This window comes from Pantoea stewartii subsp. stewartii, from assembly GCF_008801695.1.
GTDB lineage: Bacteria > Pseudomonadota > Gammaproteobacteria > Enterobacterales > Enterobacteriaceae > Pantoea > Pantoea stewartii.
In genome coordinates, this window is the sequence record NZ_VZPF01000008.1 from 45,294 (window position 1) to 68,426 (window position 23,133).

Annotated in this window: 21 protein-coding genes and 1 other annotated feature; of the genes, 7 read left to right on the forward strand and 14 right to left on the reverse strand. The window is 55.0% G+C overall.

The annotated features are described in order from the left end of the window. Position 1 precedes the first annotated feature (1 nt). Genes F7Q90_RS03665 through F7Q90_RS03675 form a run of 3 tightly spaced genes read right to left on the reverse strand, consistent with a single transcriptional unit; the run spans position 2 to position 2,065 of the window. Positions 2-319, reverse strand: coding sequence for a phage tail assembly protein (locus F7Q90_RS03665; RefSeq protein WP_006117903.1), 318 nt, complete (start codon positions 317-319; stop codon positions 2-4). A gap of 48 nt (positions 320-367) precedes the next feature. After that, on the reverse strand, positions 368-883 hold the full coding sequence (locus F7Q90_RS03670) for a phage major tail tube protein (RefSeq protein WP_006117904.1): 516 nt from the start codon (positions 881-883) through the stop codon (positions 368-370). Beyond that, positions 884-2,065: a phage tail sheath subtilisin-like domain-containing protein gene (locus tag F7Q90_RS03675; RefSeq protein WP_044241528.1), complete on the reverse strand. Its 1,182-nt coding sequence runs from the start codon at positions 2,063-2,065 to the stop codon at positions 884-886. A 153-nt stretch (positions 2,066-2,218) separates the two neighbouring features. On the opposite strand from F7Q90_RS03675, the gene F7Q90_RS03680 reads away from it, so the two are divergent. Both F7Q90_RS03680 and F7Q90_RS03685 read left to right on the forward strand, forming a co-directional pair. After that, a complete protein-coding gene (locus F7Q90_RS03680) occupies positions 2,219-3,355 on the forward strand; it encodes a phage late control D family protein (RefSeq protein ID WP_006117906.1) in 1,137 nt (378 codons plus the stop codon). A 39-nt stretch (positions 3,356-3,394) separates the two neighbouring features. Further along, positions 3,395-3,643: an ogr/Delta-like zinc finger family protein gene (locus F7Q90_RS03685; RefSeq protein ID WP_064767481.1), complete on the forward strand. Its 249-nt coding sequence runs from the start codon at positions 3,395-3,397 to the stop codon at positions 3,641-3,643. 31 nt (positions 3,644-3,674) lie between these two features. Here the strand turns inward: F7Q90_RS03685 and F7Q90_RS03690 are convergent, their stop codons facing one another. Further along, positions 3,675-4,367 (reverse strand): hypothetical protein, encoded by a 693-nt coding sequence (locus tag F7Q90_RS03690; RefSeq protein ID WP_052310103.1) that lies wholly within the window; start codon positions 4,365-4,367, stop codon positions 3,675-3,677. Positions 4,368-4,635: 268 nt separating this feature from the next. On the opposite strand from F7Q90_RS03690, the gene copA reads away from it, so the two are divergent. The 3 genes from copA (at position 4,636) to ybaK (ending at position 8,687) form a co-directional block, all read left to right on the forward strand. Continuing rightward, positions 4,636-7,152 (forward strand): copper-exporting P-type ATPase CopA, encoded by a 2,517-nt coding sequence (gene copA / locus F7Q90_RS03695; RefSeq protein WP_006117909.1) that lies wholly within the window; start codon positions 4,636-4,638, stop codon positions 7,150-7,152. Between the two features lie 67 nt (positions 7,153-7,219). Then, on the forward strand, positions 7,220-8,023 hold the full coding sequence (locus tag F7Q90_RS03700; protein WP_006117911.1) for a TraB/GumN family protein: 804 nt from the start codon (positions 7,220-7,222) through the stop codon (positions 8,021-8,023). A 184-nt stretch (positions 8,024-8,207) separates the two neighbouring features. Further along, positions 8,208-8,687 (forward strand): Cys-tRNA(Pro)/Cys-tRNA(Cys) deacylase YbaK, encoded by a 480-nt coding sequence (gene ybaK / locus F7Q90_RS03705; protein WP_006117912.1) that lies wholly within the window; start codon positions 8,208-8,210, stop codon positions 8,685-8,687. Here ybaK and F7Q90_RS03710 read toward each other — a convergent pair. Then, a complete protein-coding gene (locus tag F7Q90_RS03710; protein ID WP_006117913.1) occupies positions 8,684-9,553 on the reverse strand; it encodes a LysR family transcriptional regulator in 870 nt (289 codons plus the stop codon). The genes ybaK and F7Q90_RS03710 overlap by 4 nt on opposite strands. An 86-nt stretch (positions 9,554-9,639) precedes the next feature. Here F7Q90_RS03710 and F7Q90_RS03715 point away from each other — a divergent pair, with 86 nt between their 5' ends. Next, entirely contained in the window at positions 9,640-10,071 is a 432-nt protein-coding gene (locus tag F7Q90_RS03715; RefSeq protein WP_006117914.1) for a multidrug/biocide efflux PACE transporter, read from the forward strand. A 36-nt stretch (positions 10,072-10,107) separates the two neighbouring features. On the opposite strand, the gene ushA is transcribed toward F7Q90_RS03715, so the two are convergent. After that, the gene (gene ushA / locus F7Q90_RS03720; RefSeq protein ID WP_377776248.1) at positions 10,108-11,832 is read right to left on the reverse strand and encodes a bifunctional UDP-sugar hydrolase/5'-nucleotidase UshA; all 1,725 of its coding nucleotides are present in this window, start codon (positions 11,830-11,832) and stop codon (positions 10,108-10,110) included. Positions 11,833-12,590: 758 nt separating this feature from the next. On the opposite strand from ushA, the gene ybaL reads away from it, so the two are divergent. Beyond that, positions 12,591-14,285: a YbaL family putative K(+) efflux transporter gene (ybaL, locus tag F7Q90_RS03725; RefSeq protein WP_006117916.1), complete on the forward strand. Its 1,695-nt coding sequence runs from the start codon at positions 12,591-12,593 to the stop codon at positions 14,283-14,285. Between the two features lie 67 nt (positions 14,286-14,352). Here the strand turns inward: ybaL and F7Q90_RS03730 are convergent, their stop codons facing one another. The 8 genes from F7Q90_RS03730 to F7Q90_RS03765 form a co-directional block, all read right to left on the reverse strand. Beyond that, the gene (locus F7Q90_RS03730; protein WP_006117917.1) at positions 14,353-15,654 is read right to left on the reverse strand and encodes an inosine/guanosine kinase; all 1,302 of its coding nucleotides are present in this window, start codon (positions 15,652-15,654) and stop codon (positions 14,353-14,355) included. Positions 15,655-16,022: 368 nt separating this feature from the next. Next, a complete protein-coding gene (gene adk, locus F7Q90_RS03735; RefSeq protein ID WP_006117918.1) occupies positions 16,023-16,667 on the reverse strand; it encodes an adenylate kinase in 645 nt (214 codons plus the stop codon). 279 nt (positions 16,668-16,946) lie between these two features. Then, a complete protein-coding gene (htpG, locus tag F7Q90_RS03740; protein WP_044241395.1) occupies positions 16,947-18,821 on the reverse strand; it encodes a molecular chaperone HtpG in 1,875 nt (624 codons plus the stop codon). Positions 18,822-18,919: 98 nt separating this feature from the next. Then, the gene (gene recR / locus F7Q90_RS03745; RefSeq protein ID WP_006117920.1) at positions 18,920-19,525 is read right to left on the reverse strand and encodes a recombination mediator RecR; all 606 of its coding nucleotides are present in this window, start codon (positions 19,523-19,525) and stop codon (positions 18,920-18,922) included. Beyond that, on the reverse strand, positions 19,525-19,854 hold the full coding sequence (locus tag F7Q90_RS03750; RefSeq protein WP_006117921.1) for a YbaB/EbfC family nucleoid-associated protein: 330 nt from the start codon (positions 19,852-19,854) through the stop codon (positions 19,525-19,527). The genes recR and F7Q90_RS03750 overlap by 1 nt, the downstream gene beginning before the upstream one ends. Positions 19,855-19,910: 56 nt before the next feature. Then, complete coding sequence (dnaX, locus tag F7Q90_RS03755) at positions 19,911-21,887, reverse strand: DNA polymerase III subunit gamma/tau (RefSeq protein ID WP_006117922.1); 1,977 nt, start codon at positions 21,885-21,887, stop codon at positions 19,911-19,913. Continuing rightward, positions 20,508-20,569 (reverse strand) — a sequence feature (DnaX frameshifting element). (Overlaps the previous gene by 62 nt.) Before the next feature lie 158 nt (positions 21,888-22,045). Next, positions 22,046-22,597: an adenine phosphoribosyltransferase gene (apt, locus tag F7Q90_RS03760; protein WP_006117923.1), complete on the reverse strand. Its 552-nt coding sequence runs from the start codon at positions 22,595-22,597 to the stop codon at positions 22,046-22,048. A gap of 144 nt (positions 22,598-22,741) precedes the next feature. Further along, positions 22,742-23,131 (reverse strand): DUF454 family protein, encoded by a 390-nt coding sequence (locus F7Q90_RS03765; protein ID WP_006117924.1) that lies wholly within the window; start codon positions 23,129-23,131, stop codon positions 22,742-22,744. Positions 23,132-23,133 lie beyond the last annotated feature (2 nt).

Sequence of the window (23,133 nt, forward strand, 5' to 3'; positions counted from 1 at the left end):
GTTACTGATTCTCCGTCTCCGCCTCGTTCGATGCTCCAGACCCCGCAGGCGTCAAAAAAGGGACGAGCGCTTCTGACAGGCTGACGAAATCGCGGGTATCCATTTCGTTAATTTCGGTTTGCTTGAGGCGCGGTGAAGTTACACGGGTCAGCAGCACCGCCACCGAATCCACATCCATATTCATCACGTTGACCAGCTTCAGACCGCGCAGGGAGCCAGCCTGTTTGATTTCATCCGTGATCGCTACCTGAGTAATTTTTTCATCGCCGCGAACAACGGGTTTTGCCAGCGTAATGGCGTTATCAGTTTTCTTGCTCATTGTTGAATGCTCCGGGCGGCACGGGTGTGCCGCCACTTTTCAGGTTAATCAGTTACCCATTCCCAGCGCAGACGTAATGCGGTCAGGGTAGATATTCTTGCCGTCTTTCTTGTAGATGAAGTTCAGCAGATCAAACTCAAACAGCGGCTTGTCGTCGATAGTGAGCTTGTAATAGGTGTTCTTCATCGTATAGCTGACGGAAGTGTCTTCTCCCTGCTTGCTTTCGCCGCCGTCCATTTCGGTGATGCGGCCGCGTAGTTCAACCTCAACCAGCAGGCTTTCGCCATCGGTGTAATACTCACCAGCGAAGCGGAAACGGGTCTCGTCGATATCGCCGCAGTAGTTCAGCAAAAGCGACTGAACCAGACCGCCAACCACCATCGTGGTGTCCAGTGCGCCACTGTCCAGACCGAGATCTACCGCAGCAGAGCCAATCATCCCCCCGCCCTGAAAATCTTCAGTTTTACGGGTCAGCTTTGGCAGCGTCACGGAAGATACTTTGCCAATGCAGTTGCTGCCGTTCACAAAGCAGGTGAACAGGCGCAGTTTGTGAGGAACCGCCATTTATGCACCTCCCAGCGAAGAGAACGCCGATTCAAAGTATTCGTCGGTGAAGGTCTGGTAGAGCGTCAGATCTTCCATTGGTGGAACCGGCGTATATTTATAGCGAATGCGCACCTGACCCTGGCGAAGACCCGTTGTCGGGTTATCCAGGATATCAAACCAGCATTCAGCGCCGATTAGCCGTCCCTGCGTCACCAGTGAATTGAGTTTGCCGCTGATGCCGCTAACCACGTCCTTAACGTTGGCCGGGGTCAGCGGTTCGTCCACTGATTCGAATTGCGCCTCAGCGATACTGTCAGCCAGAATCTGTGCCGTACGGGTATAAACCTCAAAGATATAATCTTTGGTGTCTGTAACGCGGTTGCCCCAGAACCGGAAACCGTTACGCTTGATGAGCGTCGTGACCTCCTTGTTGTTGAGTTCGTTCGCGTCGCTGTCTTCGGCCTGAAGCGACCAGAAAACATCCTGAGAAATACCCAGCACGTTGCTTACCGACACATTGGAAAGCGATTTGTGCCAGCCCTGATTGTTGTCAATCAGCGCGCGAAGTCCGCAGGCATAGGCCGGGGCCGGGAAGGTTTCGTTTTCTCCTGTCAGCGGGTTGTAGGCGATGAAGTCAGGCCAGATAAGCATTAGCTCGCGATAGGCGAAGGTCGCACGATATGCGGTGGCTTCAGCCATCGTTTTGCATCCATAGCAGCTGGCGTAGACGAATGCGCGCAGGTTCTGTGCAATGACGCACAGCGCGGAGGTCACTTCTTCCGTGTCGTAGCCTGGCACGGCCAGAATGCGCGGACGATAACCTACCTTCTGTTCGGCAGTCAGAAACGCGTACATGCCGGTATAGCTACCGTCTTCTGCTGTGCCCCCCATAATGAGCTGCGACTGCGTTTTAGCGCCTTCCTCTTCCGTGGCTGCGGCCACGCGCACAACGATAACCTTCGGGCTGGTCTGGTCAGCGATGGCTTTAAGCGTTTTGTACAGGGAGCCGGTTTTACCCGCCTTACCCAGCACGTTGTTAACCCGCGTCAGTAACACGGGGGTATTCAGGGGAAAGGTTTCCGCATCGGCATCATCCGCCACGGCAACGACCCCAATGACACTGGATTCAATGTCATTGATGGCCGTTACCAGGTCGGTATTCTCCCGGACGCGTACACCGTGGAAACGTGTCTCTGACATGTTAGCCACCATTACGTTATTGAGTTCGCAGTGATAATCCCCCATGTCTGACCGCCACTCACGCTATTGCGGGTCTGGCCGGACGGCGACAACAAAAACCGATTTGGTCTCTCCCGCGCGCGTGGGATCCTTCGCCGGAAGAAGGGGGAAAGCATGGCACTTACAGACCTGACAAAATCACTTAACGACGCCGTCAGCAGTTATAACGATTCACTTACCGAGGCGGTAAAAAGTCCGGGGTTCAGCATTACGATGGGCGGCAAGGTACTGACGCAGCTTGATGATCGGATCATGTCGTTGTCACTGACGGACAACAGGGGCTTTGATGCTGATCAGCTATCTATTTCCATTGATGATAGTGACGGTATGGTTGCACTGCCGCCGCGCGGGGCCGAGCTTGCCGTATCATTTGGCTGGTTGGGTGAACCGCTGATTTACAAGGGGTTGTACACGGTTGACGAGGTATCCCACGAAGGCCCGGCAGATACCATTGGTGTTACTGCCCGCAGCGCTGATTTTCGCGAAGAGTTCAACGTAAAGCGTGAAGTATCATGGCATGACGTGACCGTAGAGCGCGTTGTGTCGGCAATTGCGCACCGCTACGGACTGAAGGCGCAGATCAGTGAAATGCTCATGGATATTGAGATTGATCACGCCGACCAGACGCAGGAAAGCGATATGTCATTCCTTACCCGCATGGCGGAAATGTTGGGCGCAATTGCTACCGTCAAGAATGGCAGTCTGCTATTTATCCTGCCGGGTGGTGGTGTGACCGCTGACGGGAAGGCGCTACCCTCTGCCAGCATTGACCGCACGAGTGGCGACCGGCACAGATTCCGTATTGCCGATCGGGATGCGTATACCGGCGTCAGGGCTTACTGGCTGGATCTCAATTTTGGCAAAAAGAAAAAGGTCAGTGTTAAGCGTCGCAAGCCTGCAAAGCCCAAAAAAGAGAAGAGCAGCAGCCGTGAGGGTGATTACATGGAGGGCGCAGACGGTAACGTCTATGTGCTGCGCAAGACCTACCAGAATGAAGAGGCGGCGAAACGTGCGGCGGCTGCAAAGTGGCAACAGCTTCAGCGTGGCGCAGCAGAGTTTTCGATCACCTTGGCGCGTGGCCGCGCTGAGCTTTACCCGGAAATGCACGTTACGGTTAGCGGTTTTAAGGATGAAATAGACAATCAGGACTGGATTATTGCGCGTGCTGAGCACGTCATAGACGACAGCGGTTTTACCACCCGGCTGGAGCTGGAAGCAAAAATACCTGACTGGATAGCGGAAACTGAATAAAATGAAATGGAGTTCAACTCCCACAGGGGAGCCATCATTATGTTCAGATGTCCATTTTGCGGCGCTATGGCCCGCACCCGTACCAGCCGTAAAATTACTGATATGACAATCCGGCAATATCACCAGTGTCAGAATCTGGAATGTAGCCGATCATTTACCACGCTTAACAGCGTGGAAAGGGAAGTAACAAAGCGTGCCGGTACAGCACCGTTACCGCCTGACTTTATCCCCCGCGATGCCTTCCCGGCGTCTCACTATGGAAGGGATCAGCTAAATCTTGCTTTATAAAAGAACCCCGCGATTATCGCGGGGTTTTGTTTCATCGTAAGTATTCGACAATATGACCAGTCTTTAAATCGATTTTAGCGGATAACTGATTTTTCACCGTTGCGCCGTAACTATTGGCACCTTGATAAGTGGTTGTGGCAATGGCGTAAGGTGCTGCACCATCCAGGATAAACCGATACTTAGTTTCCAAATGTTTGAAGGAAGACGGATCATTCATGTCGTCTTTGATTGCGGCAATAAGCGGTTGGTATGAGCTATCAAACAATCTGACGTTACTTTTAAAAACGTCAAAATCTACCATCTTGGCTAAAGCAGACGGATCCTTTTGATAATCTTGCTTACACCAATCAAGCGCCTCGGAAGCCTTGATATCATCATTTTTCGTATATGAGTGCTGGCTAATACATTTGTAAAAATCGGTTGATGCGCTTAGGGATATGCCAGCTTGAGATAAATAGCTTTCAATAATTTTAGAGCGCTCACCTTTATCTATGCTTCGCCATTGCTTGAGTGAGGTGTTTTTATCCTTAGACGATGTATCATTTGGTGCCTCTGGTATATAAGAGCACGCCTTTGGAATCACCCCCAAAACCACTATGAGAACAGCGAGGGCAGCTAAAGGGTGCCACCATCGTTCCCCCGGTTTTTTAACGTCACAATACGGACATTTTTTTTCTTTACGAGCGACTTCGCTCCCACACTTCCTGCATGTTGTCATTGTCATCTATGACGCTCCTTAAAGTAGGGAAATTGCGCCCAAAGTTTAACCGTCATGAGCTACACAAAAAAGTAAAAAGCCCCGCAATATTGCGAGGCTTTGTCTTTGTAATGTGGACACTTTTGTCGAAGTGTGGACGCTATGTGGACACTGATTTTAAAAATCCCTTTCAATCAGCAATTTAAAAGCTTGACCTTCCCCTTGATGGAAGGTTTATCCTTAGTCACAGTCACTTCTGACTACTCACTCCGCCACACCAACCAAGGAGTCAACGATGTCAAATACGGTTATCCTGGCACTGGAAGGATTATCCTGCGGCCATTGCGTTAAACGCGTAAAAGAGGCGCTTGAGCAGCGCGACGATGTTGAACAGGCCGAGGTCACCCAACAGGAAGCCAGCATTTCTGGCAGCGCCGAGGTCACTTCGCTCATCGCCACTGTCGAACAGGCGGGCTATCATGCAACGCTGAAACCTGAAGGCGCGCGCCCAAAGCCTGAGCCGTTGACAGCATCAGAGCCGCCGCCGGAGGCGCTGACAACGGAGTCCTCTTCTCTGCCGGCAACCGAAGCATTGCCTGCTCACGTCCTGCTTATTGACGGCATGAGCTGTGCCAGTTGCGTCAGCCGGGTTGAAAAAGCCCTTGAACAGGTTGCCGGTGTACAGCAGGCACGCGTTAACCTTGCCGAGCGAAGCGCGCTGGTTATGGGCCATGTTGAGCCACAGCAGCTGGTCGCTGCCGTGGATGCGGCCGGTTACGGTGCGGAAGTGGTTGACGACGAGCAGCAACGACGTGAAAAGCAGCAAACCAGCGCCCGTCGCGCCCTGCGTCGCTTTAGCTGGCAGGCGGGCGTCGCGCTGCTGCTAGGCGTGCCGCTGATGGTATGGGGCATGATGGGCGACAATATGATGCTCACTGCCGCGAACAGGACCACCTGGCTGGTCCTCGGGATGCTCACCCTGCTGGTAATGATCGGGGCGGGTGGCCACTTCTACCGCAGCGCCTGGCGCAGTCTCCTTAACCGCAGCGCCACCATGGATACGCTGGTGGCGCTGGGAACGGCGGCCGCCTGGAGTTACTCCTTCAGCGTGGTCGTCTGGCCTGACTTTTTCCCGCCGCAGGCGCGCCATCTCTATTTTGAAGCCAGCGTGATGATTCTGGGCCTGATCAATCTGGGCCATGCGCTTGAACAACGCGCGCGCCAGCGTGCCTCACGCGCCCTGGAGCGGCTGCTGGATCTTACGCCCGCACAGGCCAATGTCATCACGGAACAAGGTGAGACGCTTATGCCCGTCAGCGCGGTAGAGCCCGGTATGATCCTGCGACTGGTCGCAGGCGATCGTATCCCTGTAGACGGCGAGGTACAGTCAGGCGAAGCCTGGTGTGACGAAGCAATGCTGACTGGCGAAGCGGTTCCCCAATCCAAAACACAGGGCGATCGCCTGTTTGCCGGTACGCTGGTGCAGGACGGGACCGTTCGCTTTATTGCGCAGGCGACTGGCGGCAATACCGCGCTGGCACGAATTATTCAGCTGGTACGTAAAGCGCAGAGCAGCAAACCTGAGGTTGGCCGTCTGGCGGATCGTATCTCTGCGGTCTTCGTACCGGTGGTCGTGGTTATTGCCTTGCTGAGTGCGCTGATTTGGTACCTGGTGGGTCCACAGCCCCAACTGGCCTATGCGCTGGTTGTGGCCACCACCGTCATGATCATTGCCTGTCCCTGTGCGCTGGGTCTGGCAACACCGATGTCGATTATCGCGGGCACCGGACGCGCTGCTGAATACGGTGTGCTGGTGCGGGATGCCGATGCATTGCAACGCGCAAGTCATATCGACACGCTGGTGTTTGATAAAACGGGCACGCTTACACAAGGTGCCCCGCAGGTCACCGAGGTTATCACCTGGCAGGGCAGCACCCGCGATGCCGTGCTCTCTGCCGCTGCGGCACTGGAACAGGCGTCAGGGCATCCACTGGCGAAAGCTATCGTGGCAGAGGCCGGCGCTGGCGAGAAGCCTGATATTTCGCAATTTCATACAATACGCGGCAAAGGGGTGAGTGGCATTCTTAACGGCAGACAACTTGTCCTGGGTAATGTCAGCCTGTTAAGCGAGCACGGTGTGGATTGCCAGGCGGCACAGGAAGAAACGGAGAGACTAACCCGCCAGGGCGCAACGCCGGTTTTACTGGCTGAAGACGGAAAGCTTACTGGCCTGATTAGCCTGCGTGATACTCTGCGGCCGGAGGCGGGTGAAGCGCTGCAACGGCTGCATCAGGCAGGTTACCGGTTGATTATGCTGACCGGGGACCATGAGAATACCGCCCGCGCTATTGCTGATGACGTGGGCATGGATGAAGTGATTGCGGGTGTTTTGCCGGAAGGTAAAGCCGATGCGATCAGCCAGTTGCAGCAGCAAGGCCGTCAGGTCGCCATGATCGGCGATGGGATTAATGATGCACCCGCGCTGGCCCAGGCGGATGTCGGCATAGCCATGGGCGGCGGCAGTGATGTGGCGGTGGAAAGCGCATCGATAACGTTGCTACGTGACGACCTGCATGGAGTGGCAGATGCCTTAGCGATTGCATCCGCCACACTCAGGAATATCCGTCAGAACCTGTTTGGTGCATTTGTCTACAACATTATCGGTATTCCGCTGGCTGCGGGCGTGCTCTATCCCTTTACGGGGTTGTTACTCAGCCCGATTGTTGCCGGCGCGGCGATGGCACTCTCATCGATTACCGTCGTCAGCAATGCTAACCGGCTACTGCGCTTCACACCGCGCAAGAAGCCTTAACGGCCGCCTCTGTTTTTCGCCGCCGGATCCCGCTAGCATGGTGTCTTTAACACAGTAAGGACAGGGAATGACTGCGAGCCTTTGGCAACGTTTGCGTAACTGGATGGCGCCCCTTTTTCCCACCAGCTACCGGTGGCCGGCCGTCGATATCCGGTCGGGAGCATGCCAGTTTCATCTGGTGGGAAGCATTCATATGGGCACGCGCGATATGCAGCCTCTGCCAGTGCGGCTGCTACAACAGTTGCAAAATGCCGATGCCCTGGTAGTGGAAGCGGATATTACTCAGGGCGGTTCGCCATTTGATGACACCGAAGTATGCCCGCCGCTGTCGGTGCGTATGGATGAAGGCACGCTGGCGAAGCTGGACGCGTTATGCAATGAGACCGGTTTGTCCCTGACGCAGTTTGATACGTCACCGGCCTGGCAAATTGCGTTGATGCTGCAGGCCCGTCAGGCACAGCGGCTGGGGTTGCGCCCGGATTACGGCATTGATTATCAGTTGCTTCAGGCGGCACGTTCACTGCAAAAACCCGTGATTGAGCTGGAGGGCGCAGACGCGCAAATCACCCTGTTAAAGTCGCTGCCCGATAACGGTATGGCGCTGCTGCAGGATACGCTGACGCACTGGCACACCAACGCGCGTATGTTGCAGACGATGGTGAGCTGGTGGCTGGAAAGCCCGCCCCGCGAACCGCAAATCGCCTTACCGGCGACGTTCAGTCAGACGCTCAATGACACGCTGATTAGCCAGCGCAACCGTGAGTGGCGCGGGCGATTACAAACGTTGCCCGCGGGACGTTATGTGGTGGCCGTCGGCGCACTGCATTTATATGGTGAGAACAATCTGCCAGCCCTGCTACGAGCGGAGTAATCAGGGATAAAAAAAAGAGAGCCGACAGTCATATCGGCTCTTCAAAGAGGAATGTGTTAATGATTTTAGTTATCGCTCAACAACCCAGTTGCTGGCGAGTGGCAATTCTCGCCTAAAGCACATTATTTCGCCACATTTATCTTTCAATAAAACGTAATAAGATTTTTCTGAATCAGAGGCCATTATGACGCCTGCGGTAAAACTGTTGGAAAAACAAAAAGTCAGCTTCACACTGCACCCTTATGAGCATGACGCAAGCGAAACGCATTTTGGCGATGAAGCGGTACGTAAGCTTAACCTGGACGCCCGCCAGGTCTATAAAACGTTGCTTGTAGCGCTGAACGGCGATGCAAAGCAGCTGGCCGTGGCGGTGACGCCCGTGGCAACGCAGCTTGATCTCAAAAAGGTGGCTAAGGCTCTCGGGGCAAAAAAAGCGGAGATGGCCGATCCCCTGCTGGCGCAGCGGATTACGGGTTATCTGATCGGCGGCATCAGTCCGCTGGGGCAAAAAAAGCGTCTGCCGACGGTGATTGACCACTCAGCCAACGACTTTGCCACGCTGTTCATTTCTGGCGGTAAACGCGGACTGGATATTGAACTCAGCCCGCAGGATTTGTCCCGTCTTCTGGATGCCCCGCTGGCAGACATTGCCCGACGCGATTAAGCCGGTTGCAGAGCACAGAGTTCATCAATCATCCAGCGCCCGGCCGGGCCGGGCGGATGGCGGCGCGACCAGACCACTTCTACGGCGATGCGCTGCGGCCACCCGGCGACAGGCAATTCCTTTAAGACACCATGTCCAAACTGTTTCACCAGCCAGCGCGGCAAAATGCTCCAGCCAAAGCCCTGTTCCGCCATTTCAAGCAGCACATAATATGTCTGAGCAGACCAGGCCCGGCCCTGAAAAGTGGGGGCGCGGCGTTCGGTCCAGGTATTGAGACGAAGGTGACGAAGGGGTTCAAGCTGGCTTTCATTCACCGTCGCTTCCTGCGCCAGAGGATGATCCCGGTGCAGGTAAATCCCTAACTCAGCATCGACCTGCAGGCGGGCGACCGCGATGTCAGCCGGGAGCGTCGGCTGGGCACGAATCACGCCGATCTGCGCGCGCCCGGTTTGCAACAGTTCGACGACATCGTCATGTTCTGCGGCAATGCCTTCCAGCTCCACCTCCGGATAGCGCCTGTCAAATTGCCTGAGCAGGCGCTGATGGTAGTGCGTTTGCCAGAAGTCAGATACCGCCACGCTGAGCCGCGGTTCGATTCCCTCGGACAGGCGCGTTGCCAGCGCATCCAGTCGCTCACTGGCGGCAAGAATCTGCTGAACCTGCGGTAAGACGCGTCGCCCTTGTTCGGTCGGTTGCGGCTGACGACCGCGCCGGTCAAATAAGGCAAAACCCAGATCGTCTTCCAGGTTAACCACAGCTACGCTGATGGTGGACTGGCTTTTGTTTAAGGCGCGCGCGGCGGCAGAAAACGAGCCACTGGCTACCGTTTGCACAAAGGCTTCCAGGGATTCAGGAGAGTAACGCATGTGAACCATCGCTTTTATCGATAGATGATCATTTTATCTTAGCATGATGCCATGGGAAAATAGGCACCTGAACTAAGGAGACTGACATGCAAACCCGTTCACTCACCGAGCGCATCTTACATGCCAGCCTGTTTGAAGGCCTGGCCATCCTCACCATTGCCCCGCTGGCAGCCTGGATGATGGATAAACCGCTGTTTCAGATGGGCGCACTGGCCATCATGTTGTCCACGGTCGCGATGCTCTGGAATATGATGTACAACAGCGTGTTTGATCGCTGGTATCCGCCTCGTCAGAAACGCAGTGCGTGGGTTCGTGTGCTGCATGCTCTGGGATTTGAGGGCGGTTTTATCCTGATAGGGCTTCCGCTGGCCGCCTGGATGCTGGAGATTTCGTTATGGCAGGCCTTTATGATCGAAGTGGCGTTTTTTATGTTCTTTCTGCCCTACACCTTCGTCTATAACCTGGTGTGGGATAAACTGCGGTCGCACTGGTTCAACCGTAAGGCCTGCCGCGCCTGACAAGGCAGCGGGGAGACGAAGCGCCTCCCCGGTGATTTAACGCGGTGCTGCACGTTCCCCGTTCCAGTGTTGTATCCATGCCAAAATCATTTTGGGATAACGACGCGCGGGCACCGTTTCTTTCGCGTCTTTCAACGTATCCTGGGCCGTTGCCGTCTGGTAAATCACTTTATCGCGAGACACGTAGTCGCTGGCATTCAGCGGCGAATGTTTACTGACCCAGTCACGCAGCACCACGGCGTCAACGTTGCCACTGTTGACATAACCCGGAAGTGAATCAATACGGGGATAGCCATCGCCGCCTGCCGCATTGAAGCTGTTAGTCGCCATCCGATAAGTTTTGGTGTCATCCAGCGGCTGTCCGTTGATCGTGACTTTACTCACGCCGCTGCCATTCGCGGTCAGACTGACATTTGCAAACTGGGCATAACCGCCTGAACCCGGTTCGATATTCGCCACCACCGCCAGATAGCGTTTAATTTCCGCCCCACTCAGCGTGACGGAAACGACCTGATTGGCAAAGGGTTGGACCTGGAGCAAATCGCGCCACGCTACGGGCCCTGGTTTGAGCGAGGCCCGAATTCCGCCGCCGCTCATCACGGCGAAGTCGGCCTGGGTCGCGGCCATCTGCGCCCGCAGGATGAGCTGCCCGAGGCTGCTTTGCTGAACGCGCACGGTTTCTTTTTCGCCGGAAAACACCCCGTTGACGCGCCCGACATTCACCTGCAACGTCGCTTCAGCGCGTTTTTGAAACGGCGTCAGTAATTTCATCATAGCCGTGTTTTTGGGGATCTCTTCCTGCCAGGTCAGCCAGGATTCGCTGCCATCGAGATTTTTGATTTTATGTTTGAGGTTAACCGGGATGAGCTGATACGACGCCAGGGTAACCTCGCCATTGCGGTAAGTAAAATCGCCACGTCCGACATATTTTCCCCACTTTTCCGCCTGCATAATCCAGACGCCATTTTGCCGGTCAGGCTGACAGGGCTGACCCGGCTGGTAATCTTTGCGGCTCACATTCTCTTTTTCCATACAGACCGCGTCATGCGAATGCCCCCCTACGATCATATTGAGGGTGCCCGCAGGCAACCTGCGCGCCAGCGTCACATCATCAATTCCGTTACTGCCGTGTTTGCCGTCGTCATAATGACCAAGATGGGTCAGCGCCACGATCACATCCGGTTTTTCTTTGGCGCGTAGTTCAGACACAACCTTTACGGCTTCGGCTACCGGGTCACGGAATTCGATATCCGTTAACTGTTCAGGGTTGGTCAGGCGGGTGGTATCCGGCGTGATTAACCCGATAACCGCAATCTTCAGCCCCATGCGCCGGAACATCGCCCAGGGTTTAAACAGACGTTTACCTGTGCTTTTTTGATAAACATTCGCGGCCAGAAAAGGAAATTTGGCCCATTTTTCCTGTTTCCGCAGCACGGCAAGGGGTTTATCGAATTCATGGTTGCCCAGCGTCATGGCATCGTAGCCAATCAGGTTCATGCCACGAATATCAGGTTCGGCATCCAGGGCATCCGATTCCGGCACGCCAGTGTTGACATCTCCGGCCGACAAAATCAGTGCACCACCGCCTTTGGCCTGAATATCGTAGCGTGCGGTATCTATTAATGTTTTTTGTGCCGCCAGACCGTACTCGCCCTGCTCATCAAACCAGAAATGGCCGTGCAGATCGTTGGTGTGCAAAATACTGAAACGGTAACTCCGGTCAGGCTCGGCGGCCTGAGTAAACAGTGATGAGAGCAACATCGCCCCGGTCAGACCCGCACCCGCCCATCGAGATAACACCACAGCCTCTCTCCTTTGAATAATGATTCTTGCCGATCGTCAGCGCCCTTTTGTGTCGCACATTCCCTGTGTTAACTCAAGTTTATCGCGCGTCGTCCGGTCATTATCGCAGGTTGTTCAGCGCAGGACAGGGGCTGATTTTGTCATCACTGTTATGCATGAAGGCGCAATGTTAAGCAGAAGGAACAATCAGCTTGTTAATTTTTAGCTACTTTCGCTGGTGTGATTCGCCCTGTGTTAAATTTATGTATTACTCTGTTTTTAACAGTGCATTTCGTCAAGATGGCCTTCGCGCGCGCAGACAAGGCTGGCTGAGCCAATGCTAAATAACAGCCTGTTTTGTTTGCTGTTTTATCATGCGCTTTCATGCCATCAGGTCAGCCGCCTATCCGGCCGCCCCGACACACAGAGGCCAACGAAGCAAAGGGAGCAGGCAAATCGCTGCCTGAGTGCGGTTGTAGGCTGTTACCAACACATTTTCACCTCATTATCGTCACGCTTGTGTCATTTAGAATGAATAAACTCCTTCATGACCGTACGCAACAGACCGTTGTATCGACCCATAACTGCGATAAGTGAGAAAAACAGCCTTCATCTTGCACTTTTCGCGTATTTCCCTAATTTCTTTTGATAATCCCACAAATTATTCAGCGATGCCGCCTGATATGCATTAAACTCATTTGTTACAACCGGATACATTTACATCCAAGGAGACAGGCATGCATCACACCACACCGCTGATCACCACTATTGTCGGGGCACTGGTTCTGGCTTTCCTCCTTGGTATGCTGGCTAACCGGTTACGAATTTCTCCGCTGGTGGGTTACCTTGTTGCTGGCGTTATGGCCGGCCCTTTTACACCCGGCTTTGTGGCAGACACGAATCTGGCGCCGGAACTGGCCGAACTGGGCGTGATTTTACTGATGTTTGGCGTCGGTCTGCACTTTTCACTGAAGGACCTGATGTCGGTAAAGCGGATAGCCATTCCCGGCGCGATTGCACAGATCGCGGTAGCCACCTTGCTGGGAATGCTGATGTCGTGGGCGATGGGTTGGTCGTGGATGACCGGCCTGGTGTTCGGCTTGTGTCTTTCTACCGCCAGTACCGTGGTGTTGCTGCGTGCGTTAGAAGAACGGCAGCTGATTGAAAGCCAGCGCGGTCAAATTGCTATCGGCTGGTTAATTGTCGAAGACCTGGTGATGGTGCTTACGCTGGTCTTGCTGCCCGCCATTGCGGGCATGATGGAACAGGGCAACGCCAGCGCCAGCCTGGTGATCTGGGATCTGCTCTGGACCATCGGCAAAGTTGCCGCCTTTATGGTGCTGATGATGGTGGTAGGCCGCCGTGCGGTCCCCTGGATTCTGGCGAAAAGTGCGGCCACGGGTTCACGCGAGCTGTTTACGCTGTCTGTCCTGGCGCTGGCGCTGGGCATCGCATTTGGCGCCGTCGAGTTCTTCGACGTGTCTTTTGCGCTGGGTGCGTTCTTTGCCGGAATGGTGCTGAATGAATCGGAGTTAAGTCAGCGCGCTGCCCGTGACACGTTGCCGTTACGGGATGCTTTCGCAGTGCTGTTCTTTGTCTCTGTCGGCATGTTATTTGATCCCATGATCCTGGTGAAAGAGCCGCTGGCCGTGCTGGGTGCGTTGGTGATTGTCGTCATCGGCAAATCCGCCGCCGCCTGGCTGTTGGTTTCGCTGCTGGGTGATTCGCGTCGGACAGCGATGACCATCTCGGTGAGTCTGGCGCAAATCGGCGAGTTTGCCTTTATTCTTGCCGGCCTGGGCATTTCACTTGGCCTGCTTGATGAAGAAGGCCGAAATCTGGTCCTGGCGGCCGCTATCCTTTCTATCATGCTCAATCCGGTTCTGTTTACGCTGCTGGGGCGTTACCTCGCCAAAAATGAAACGATGGAGCAGCAGACGCTGGAAGAAGCGCTGGAAGAAGAACAAGAGATTCCTGTGGATGTCTGCAACCATGCGGTCATCGTTGGCTATGGTCGCGTCGGCAACCTGCTGTGTGAGCAACTGATCAAACTGAATATTCCGGTGGTGGTGGTAGAAAGCTCCATCCCGCGCGTAAAAGCCTTACGGGATCAGGGGATCAGAGCGGTGCTGGCGAATGCCGCCCGCGCCAATACCCTGGTGCTGGCCCGGGTGGACTGTGCCAACTGGCTGTTAGTCACTATCCCTAACGGCTACGAGGTAGGCGAAATTGTGACGGCAGCACGACAGAAGCAGGCTGATATCGATATTATCGTGCATGCCCATTATGACGATGAAGTGGAGTATATTCTGGAGCGCGGTGCAAACCACGTCGTTATGGGTGAGCGGGAAATTGCCGCCAGTATTATTCAGAAGTTACAGGAAAAGCTAACGCTGCAGGAAGAAAAAACCGTCAGCGAAGGCCAGCACTAATCCATCCCAAACGGCTGTCGCCCCGCTGAACTCTCAGAGATTCAGCGGGGCGTCTGACTTGTCGGCCTTAACGATCCCAGTAGGACTCTTCCAGGCTGTCTTCACGCTCAGGCAAACCGCGCGTCAGTCGGGGCGAATGCTGATTCAGGACCTGATAGCTGACCCGGTTAGCATATTTGCAGACCTGCGCCAGCGACGAATAGGTCAGATAAGCACGCGCATGTTTACTGGAGTTAGGTACGTTGCGGCGATGGTAGTTATTCGCCGTAATGTCATGCAGCAACGCTGCCAGCGCGCCGTCCCCTGCTCCATTGGTATTCATGATCTTCTCCGGGCCGCCCATGTAGGGCGCGATGTGCGAGAAAATGCGTAACGGCTGCTGACAATCCTGTTTACGCATTGCGCGACTGAATTCGTACTGGTTGAATTCAGCAATCGCGCCCGGTAACAAAGGATGGTTGGTTTTACGCTTAAATTCGTCTTCGGTATAGCCCGCCATATATAAACCGGTCGGCCCTGCCGTGCACAGCACCAGATCCACCCACTCCAGCGCCCTGTCCGAGGCCAGTAACGGGTCGGCCTCGCCCGTCAGCGCCAGCGCCTCTTCTTCGTTCATCGCCACAATCGACACGTGGTCACGCAGGAAATCACGCCAGAACTGAGGATTGTCACCTATCACGTGTTTCGTGCCTAACGTCAGCATCACCGGCACGTTGTGGCGCTTTGCATACTCGATAGCCTGCAGCGTCGCCTGTGGCATCGGTTCACCGTCTTTGCAACGCACCAGATACGAGGTCAGAACCAGCGCGGAAGCGCCCGCAATTACGTCCTCAGGCACACTTTCCGCTTTGAGCTGGTTCATCTGGCCAGGACTAATCGCAAAGGTCCGATCGCCCTGATCGCCGATCAGGGTGAAACAGCGGCCAATCGCTCCGTCCACACCCTGAAGATAGTTAAGATCCATGCGGCTCGAAGTATTACAAAGGTAACGATACGCATAACCGCCAATCTGAATGTTATTGCACATCACGCCCAGCAATACGGAACGGTCGTCCGCCAGCACGGAGAAATTGTGCAGCGTGTTGCCAATCGTGCCGCCTGCGAACTGGTGAGTAATCAGTTCGTCACGCATCAGTTCAGCGTACAGCGCTTCTGCCACGGCATCGTCAATGACCAGCGAATGGCCGGCACTCAGCCCATAGCGGACCAGAAAGGCGTCATCGACTTTCGCTTCGATATCGACCAACGTCTGAGCGATGCCCACTACCCAACTGCCGTCTTCGTTATCGAATGACGAGGACTGGAGAAGGGGATCGCGCGCGCTGACGGGAAAATAGTGTTTGGATTTACGTTTGCCGGGAAATTTCATGGTGACTGCCGTGAGGAAAAACAGGCAGAGAAGCATATCATATTCTCTGCGACGACTTTAACGCTGCGCGCGAATCCGTAGCACGCCCATCCCGCCCTGCCAGACTCCGGCGCATCTGACGTGTCAGCGTATATTCCTGGCAGGCCATCTGATGAACGCCGGGACGTGGCGCCTGCAGGTTCATGACAGCCTGTAGGAGGATGCAGCACGACTGCAATGCGGTTCCGTACCTGTCAGGCAGCAAGGGCCAGAAAACGGTCTGCGACAAGCGCGGCTGGCGTTCAGAGGACAACGAAGAAGGAAAACGCAGGAAAATATGGGTAGATTCACTACAGCAAAAGGGGCCAGTCGTACCGGCCCCTCTCTGCTTAGCCCAGAATTTTAGCCAGCTCTGCACTCACGTCGGACACATTACGTGTGCCGTCGATTTTGTGGTACTCAGTGTTACCCGCTTCGGCTTCTTTGCTGTAGTAAGCAATCAGCGGTGCGGTTAGCTGATGGTATTCCACCAGACGTTTGCGCACCGTTTCTTCCTGATCGTCTTTACGCGTGGTCAGCTCTTCACCGGTCATGTCATCCTTGCCTTCCACCTTCGGTGGATTGAATTTGACATGGTAAACACGGCCTGATGGCGCATGAACACGGCGACCGACGATGCGTTCAACGATCAGTTCATCCGGCACAGCGAACTCCAGCACATAGTCCACTTTGATACCGGCTTGTTTCATTGCGTCAGCCTGAGGAATGGTGCGTGGGAAACCATCAAGCAGGAAACCGTTTTTGCAATCTTCCTGGGCGATGCGCTCTTTAACCAGCGCAATCACCAGCTCATCAGTAACCAGCTTGCCGGCATCCATAATGGCTTTCGCCTGGTTGCCCAGTTCGGTGCCCGCTTTAACCGCTGCACGCAACATGTCGCCAGTGGAGATCTGCGGAATGCCGTATTTCTCCATGATGAATTGGGCTTGAGTCCCCTTACCTGCGCCCGGAGCTCCGAGCAGAATAATACGCATTGCGTAAATCCCCTTGCGAATCGCATTGATGAATCTGAGAAGCGGAAGAACATACCATTATGATCCGCGCACCACAAGGAAGGGGCGGATCAACGCAGATCAGCGTACTGACTTTAGCCAGCGATCGCAGTGCGCGATGTCAGTGAAAAGGCATTTTCGGACTGGTAGCGGGTGCAATGGGGCTTTTAAGGCGGTTGCGCAACAAATATGGGTGCCGGAAAGCAGGCAGGAAGGCTGCAGCCAAAAAAAACCGGTGAGGATCTCACCGGTTTCGTCGTCTTACGCCGTCAGCAGTTGGTTCATCCGACGGATAAACTGGTTAGGATCGTCCAGCGTGCCGCGCTCTGCCAGCAGGGCCTGATCCAGTAACAGCTCAATCCACTCACCGAAGCGGGCTTCATCCTGGGTATCTGCCACGCGCTTCACCAGTTGGTGATCGGGGTTGATCTCGAAGATATATTTCACTTCCGGCACGTCCTGTCCTGCCGCCGCGAACAGTTTGGCCATTTGCGTGGTCATCTCGTTTGCATCGGTGGTCACAATCGCAGGCGTATCGGTCAGACGGTGCGTCAGACGGACTTCTTTCACACGTTCGCCCAGCAGCGTTTTCACGCGCTCAACAAAAGGTTCCAGCGCTTTTTCCGCTTCTTTCTGCGCTTCCGTTTCTTCGTCAGCCAGCTTATCCAGCGCTTCATCCGCTTTGCTGACGGACTGGAAGGCCTTACCGTCGAACTCGGTCAGATAGCTCATCATCCATTCATCGATACGATCGGACAGCAGCAGGACCTCAATGCCTTTTTTACGGAACAGCTCCAGATGCGGACTGCTTTTCGCTGCAGCATAGCTGTCGGCGGTAATGTAGTAGATCTTCTCCTGACCCTCGACCATACGGCTGACGTAATCTTCCAGCGACACGGTTTGCGCCGCGCTCTCGCTTTGTGTGGTGGCAAAACGCAGCAGTTTGGCAATCGTCTCTTTGTTGGCGTGATCTTCAGCGGGGCCCTCTTTCAGGACCAGACCAAACTCTTTCCAGAAGGTCTGGTACTTTTCGCTGTCCTCTTTCGCCAGCTTCTCCAGCATCTGCAGAACACGTTTGGTCAACGCGCCGCGCAGATTCTGGGTAACACGGCTGTCCTGCAGAATCTCACGCGATACGTTGAGCGGCAGATCGTTAGAGTCAATCAGGCCGCGCACAAAGCGCAGGTAGTTCGGCATAAACTGCTCGGCGTCATCCATGATGAACACGCGCTGCACGTAGAGTTTCAGACCATGTTTATGGTCGCGGTTCCATATGTCGAACGGTGCGCGAGCCGGGATATATAGCAGGCTGGTGTACTCCTGTTTCCCTTCTACGCGGTTGTGGCTCCATGTCGCCGGATCGCTGAAATCATGGGCAATATGTTTGTAGAACTCTTTGTACTCTTCGTCGCTGATCTCTGACTTGCTGCGGGTCCACAGCGCCTGAGCTTTGTTGATTTTCTCCCAGGTCGTGGTGCCGCTTTCTTCATCTTTGGTTTCGATTTCAACCGGCAGCGCAATGTGATCGGAGTATTTACCAATGATGTTGCGGACGCGCCAGCTGTCGAGGAATTCATCTTCGCCTTCACGCAGGTGCAAGGTGATTTCCGTACCGCGATCGGCTTTGCTGATGTCAGCGATGGTATACTCACCTTCACCTGCCGATTCCCAGAACACGCCTTCGTCTTCGGCGGCACCCGCCGCGCGCGTGCGCACCGAGACTTTGTCGGCAACGATAAAGGCCGAGTAGAAACCCACACCGAACTGACCGATCAGCTGACTGTCTTTGGCCTGATCTGAGCCCAGGGATTCCAGAAAGGCTTTGGTGCCGGATTTCGCAATAGTGCCAAGGTTTTCAATCACTTCATCACGGCGCATGCCGATACCGTTATCGCTCAGCGTGATGGTGCGGTTATCCTTATCGACAGAGAGACGCACGCGCAGGTCACCATCGCCTTCGTACAGGCTGGCATCAGACAGCGCGCGGAAGCGCAGTTTATCCGCCGCATCCGAGGCGTTGGAAATCAGTTCACGCAGGAAAATCTCTTTGTTTGAATAGAGAGAATGGATCATCAGGTGCAGAAGTTGTTTTACCTCTGACTGAAAGCCACGAGTCTCTTGTCCTTTCATGGTCATTGCTACCTCAACAGAATCAGATTTAACGAACGTTGAGGAGGATGTGGGGGTACATGCAGGATTTTCAAGCCGGCGTTTTTCACAACGCCGGCAAGCGTTTAAAATTTAATCTTCTGGCGGCCTGCCAGTGAGTGGGATAGCGTGGTGCCATCCACCATTTCCAGTTCGCCGCCCATCGGAACGCCATGCGCAATGCGGCTGGCTTCAACGCCATACTGGCCACATAATTCTGCAATGTAGTTCGCGGTCGCTTCGCCTTCCACGGTGGGGTTGGTCGCCAGGATCACTTCCTGAATCGCTTCCTTCTCCAGACGCTGTTCCAGCCGATCGAGACCGATATCTGCCGGGCCAATGCCATCCAGGGGTGAAAGATGGCCCATCAGAACGAAATAACGGCCGGCAAATTGCCCGGTTTGCTCAATAGCATGGATATCTGCCGGACTTTCCACCACGCAGATCTGACCGTTTTGCTGACGCCGGGGATTGGCGCAGATAGTGCAGATTTCCTGCTCGGTGAAGGTGCGGCAATCGGCACAGTGACCGATTTCCGACATTGCCCGGGTCAGCGCCTGTGCCAGCCGCATTCCCCCACTACGATCGCGCTGTAGCAGTTGGAACGCCATCCGTTGCGCCGACTTCGGCCCAACGCCCGGCAAACAGCGCAATGACTCCATTAAGGATTCTAGCAGTGGGCTGGTTTGCATCAGAACGGCATCTTGAAGCTTGGTGGCAACTGCATGCCTGAAGAGACAGACGCCATTTTCTCTTTCTGCGCTTCATCAATGCCACGCGCCGCGTCGTTGAAGGCGGCAGCGATCAAATCTTCCAGCATGTCTTTGTCATCTTCCAGCAAGCTGGGATCGACTTCCACACGGCGGCAGTTGTGGGCACCATTGATGGTCACTTTGACCATGCCTGCGCCTGATTCACCCGTGACTTCCAGGGCGGCAATTTCTTCCTGAACCTGGGCCATTTTGTCTTGCATCTGCTGGGCCTGTTTCATCAGGTTGCCCAATCCGCCTTTACCAAACATAGTTTTCTCTCTCTGCTGAGGCTACAACGCGGTTTATTCATAACGTTGCAGCGTGTTCAAACGGGTCGAATGCTTTCCTCATCCAAATCGGCATCGAAAAAGCGACGAAGGGTTTGAATGTGGCTGTCACTCAAGATGGACTGACGCGCCTGCGCCAGCTTCTCTTCATAAATGGCCTGACGCCACTCCAGTGGCGTCAATACCGTAGGATTATCGTCTTCAATAACCGACAGTTCAACCTGGTGTCCGGCAACCTGACTCAATGCGGCGGTCAGGGCCTGCTGCGCGGAGGCCGAATTCAGGTGGCGCTGGCTGGAACGTAAATGCAGGCAAATACCCTGATCGGTGGTCTCTTTCCAGGCATTCAACGCCAGCTGTTGCACCAGTTTAGGCAGCGGCAAACCGGCCACCTCAGCCGCCCAGGCATCACGCTGCTGGGCTTCTTCAGCCAGCCGTGCGGCCAGCTCAGGATTTTTCTCATGCTTCAGCGCAGAACGCAAGGCTTTTGGCGTGGCGACGGGCGCGGCCGCTTCGGTTACGGGCGTCAGCGCTTTCCAGCGGTACGCCTCTTTTTTTACCGGCGCTTCAGGGGCGCGCTCACGCACACGCTGCTGACTGCGCTCGGTCACCGAGGCCAGTCGCTCAAGGGCAGAACTGGCCGGCCGCGCACCTGGCGCTGCCGGCTCACTCTTTTTTGCTTTGTTTGCTCCCTGGCGCAGCAGTTGGGTGCGCGCCTGCAGGAGCTGGCTGGTGGAACTGGACAGTGACGGTTCGGGTGCCGCAGGCGAGACAGACTGCGCGGTTGGTGCCGAAGCGGGTTCGGGTGCCGCCATTTGTGGCCGGGCAGCGGGCGCCGATTCGGTTGGCGACGGCGGTACGTTCTGTACCGGCACCGGCGCTGACTGCGCAGTCAGCGTGGGCCGCGCGATCGGCTCCGCGACGGCCGCTTTGGGATGAAACGCCAGTGCGCGCAATAAGGCCATCTCAATGCCCATACGACGATCGGGCGCAAGGGGTAAATCTTTGCGCCCCATCAGCAGGGTTTGATAATAAAGCTGCAGATCGGCAGGCGGCACGACGCGCGCCAGTTCCCGCAGGCGCAACGCATTGCTTTCTTCATCGTCGTTAAGAGAGGCAGGCAGTAACTGTACCATGGCAATGCGGTGCAGCAGGCGAAGCATCTCAACAAGCAGCGCCTCCCAGTCAACCCCGCGCGAAGCTGCCTGTGCCAGCAACGCCATCACCTGTTCTCCGTTGCCGTCGACTACGGCTTCAAGCAGCCCCAGGGGTTGCTCATCGTCAAGCGTCCCGAGCATCGCCCCAACGGTCGCGCTGGTCACGCTGCCCTCGCCCATCGCAATGGCCTGATCGGTAAGGCTCAGCGCATCGCGCATACTGCCATCGGCAGCACGGGCCAGCAGTTGCAGCGCCCGCGGTTCCCGGACGATCTGCTCCTGTTCTAATACGTTGTCGAGCTGCTGACGGATCTGGTCAACATCCAGCGCTTTAAGGTGAAACTGCAGACAACGGGACAGGATTGTCACCGGCAGCTTCTGCGGATCGGTCGTCGCCAGCAGGAATTTAACGTGTGAAGGCGGTTCTTCCAGCGTTTTCAGCAGCGCATTGAAGCTGTGACGCGACAGCATGTGCACTTCATCAATAAGGTAAACTTTAAAGCGGCCGCGGGCGGGCGCATACTGCACGTTATCAAGCAGATCGCGCGTGTCTTCCACTTTGGTGCGCGAGGCGGCATCAATTTCGATGAGATCGACAAAACGGCCCTGTTCGATCTCACGGCAGTTATCGCACTGACCACAGGGCGTGGCGGTGATCCCGGTTTCGCAGTTAAGGCCTTTTGCCAGCAGACGGGCAATCGTGGTTTTCCCTACGCCCCGTGTGCCGGAAAAGAGATAAGCATGATGGATGCGTCCCAGAGACAATCCATTCGCCAGCGCCGTCAGAACATGTTCCTGACCGACAACATCAGCAAACGCCTGTGGACGCCATTTTCGGGCAAGTACCTGATAGCTCATGTGGTTTCGACGAATTTGGATGGAAATGTGAGCGCAGACGCACTGCAACCCCTGTATATGATTGCAGTAGTCTAACAGCTACGCTTTCACCTATCACTCGTTATCTTGAAGCGGTAAAGCGGAATGGCCCCACAGGTGCGCGAGGCCAGAAGCGAGGCTTAGTGGCCGGGGAAATTGACCAGGCTGTAGCTGTCAACGCCCAGCGCCTTGAGGCGGGCTTCCCCTGCCAAATCGAACAGGTTAATAATAAAAGCAGCATCTTTCACTTCACCGCCTGCACGACGGATCAGTTTGATCGTGGCTTCCAGCGTTCCGCCGGTCGCCAGCAGATCGTCGACCACCAGCACGACGTCGCCCGGCTGGATCGCATCTTTGTGCAATTCCAGTTGGTCGGTACCGTATTCCAGCTCGTAGGATTCGCTGTAAGTTTCACGTGGCAGTTTGCCCGGTTTACGCACCGGGACAAAACCCAGCCCCAGCCCCAGGGCAACCGGCGCACCAAAGAGGAAGCCACGCGCTTCTGTGCCGACAACTTTGGTGATGCCTTTATTACGGTAGCGCTCAACCAGCAGAGCGATGGACGCTGCATAGGCGTTCGGGTCTTCCAACAGGCTGGTGACGTCACGGAAAAGAATACCCGGCTTCGGGTAATCAGGAATACTTTTGATACTGTTTTTAATCAGTTCAAGCTGCTGCGCAGTGTCGGTCATAATCTTAAGCCTGGTAAAAAATTCTGTTTTGCGCAGCTTCAATAGCGCCAATACCTGATTAAAGGTTCAGCGGAAATACATTCATAATGGGAAGCCGCACACGAAGAGGCCCAAATCTAAGCAAATGGCCGGCTAATTGCAACTTTATCGCGGAGGTAAATTGTCGTCTGGTGTTTCTGCCACCACCGGGATCCGCCACATAAACAGCAACAGAAGGCACAACATGATGCCCAGCATGATCCGTACCCACAGCACTGGCACCAGCCACAAGGATAACGTAAATGTCGCCACAATCAGTACGATGGCGCGGCTTTTTGCTCCTGGCGGCATGCCACGATGCTGTTGCCAGTGGCGAATATAGCGACCAAAGGGCGATTTCCAGAGCAGCCAGTGATGAAAACGTGGTGAAGAACGGGCAAAACACCACGCTGCCAGCAGCATGAATGGCGTTGTAGGTAATAAAGGTAATACAATGCCCAGTATGCCAAGCACTATCGCCAGCCAACCCAGGGTTAATAAGACAATGCGTTGCATAC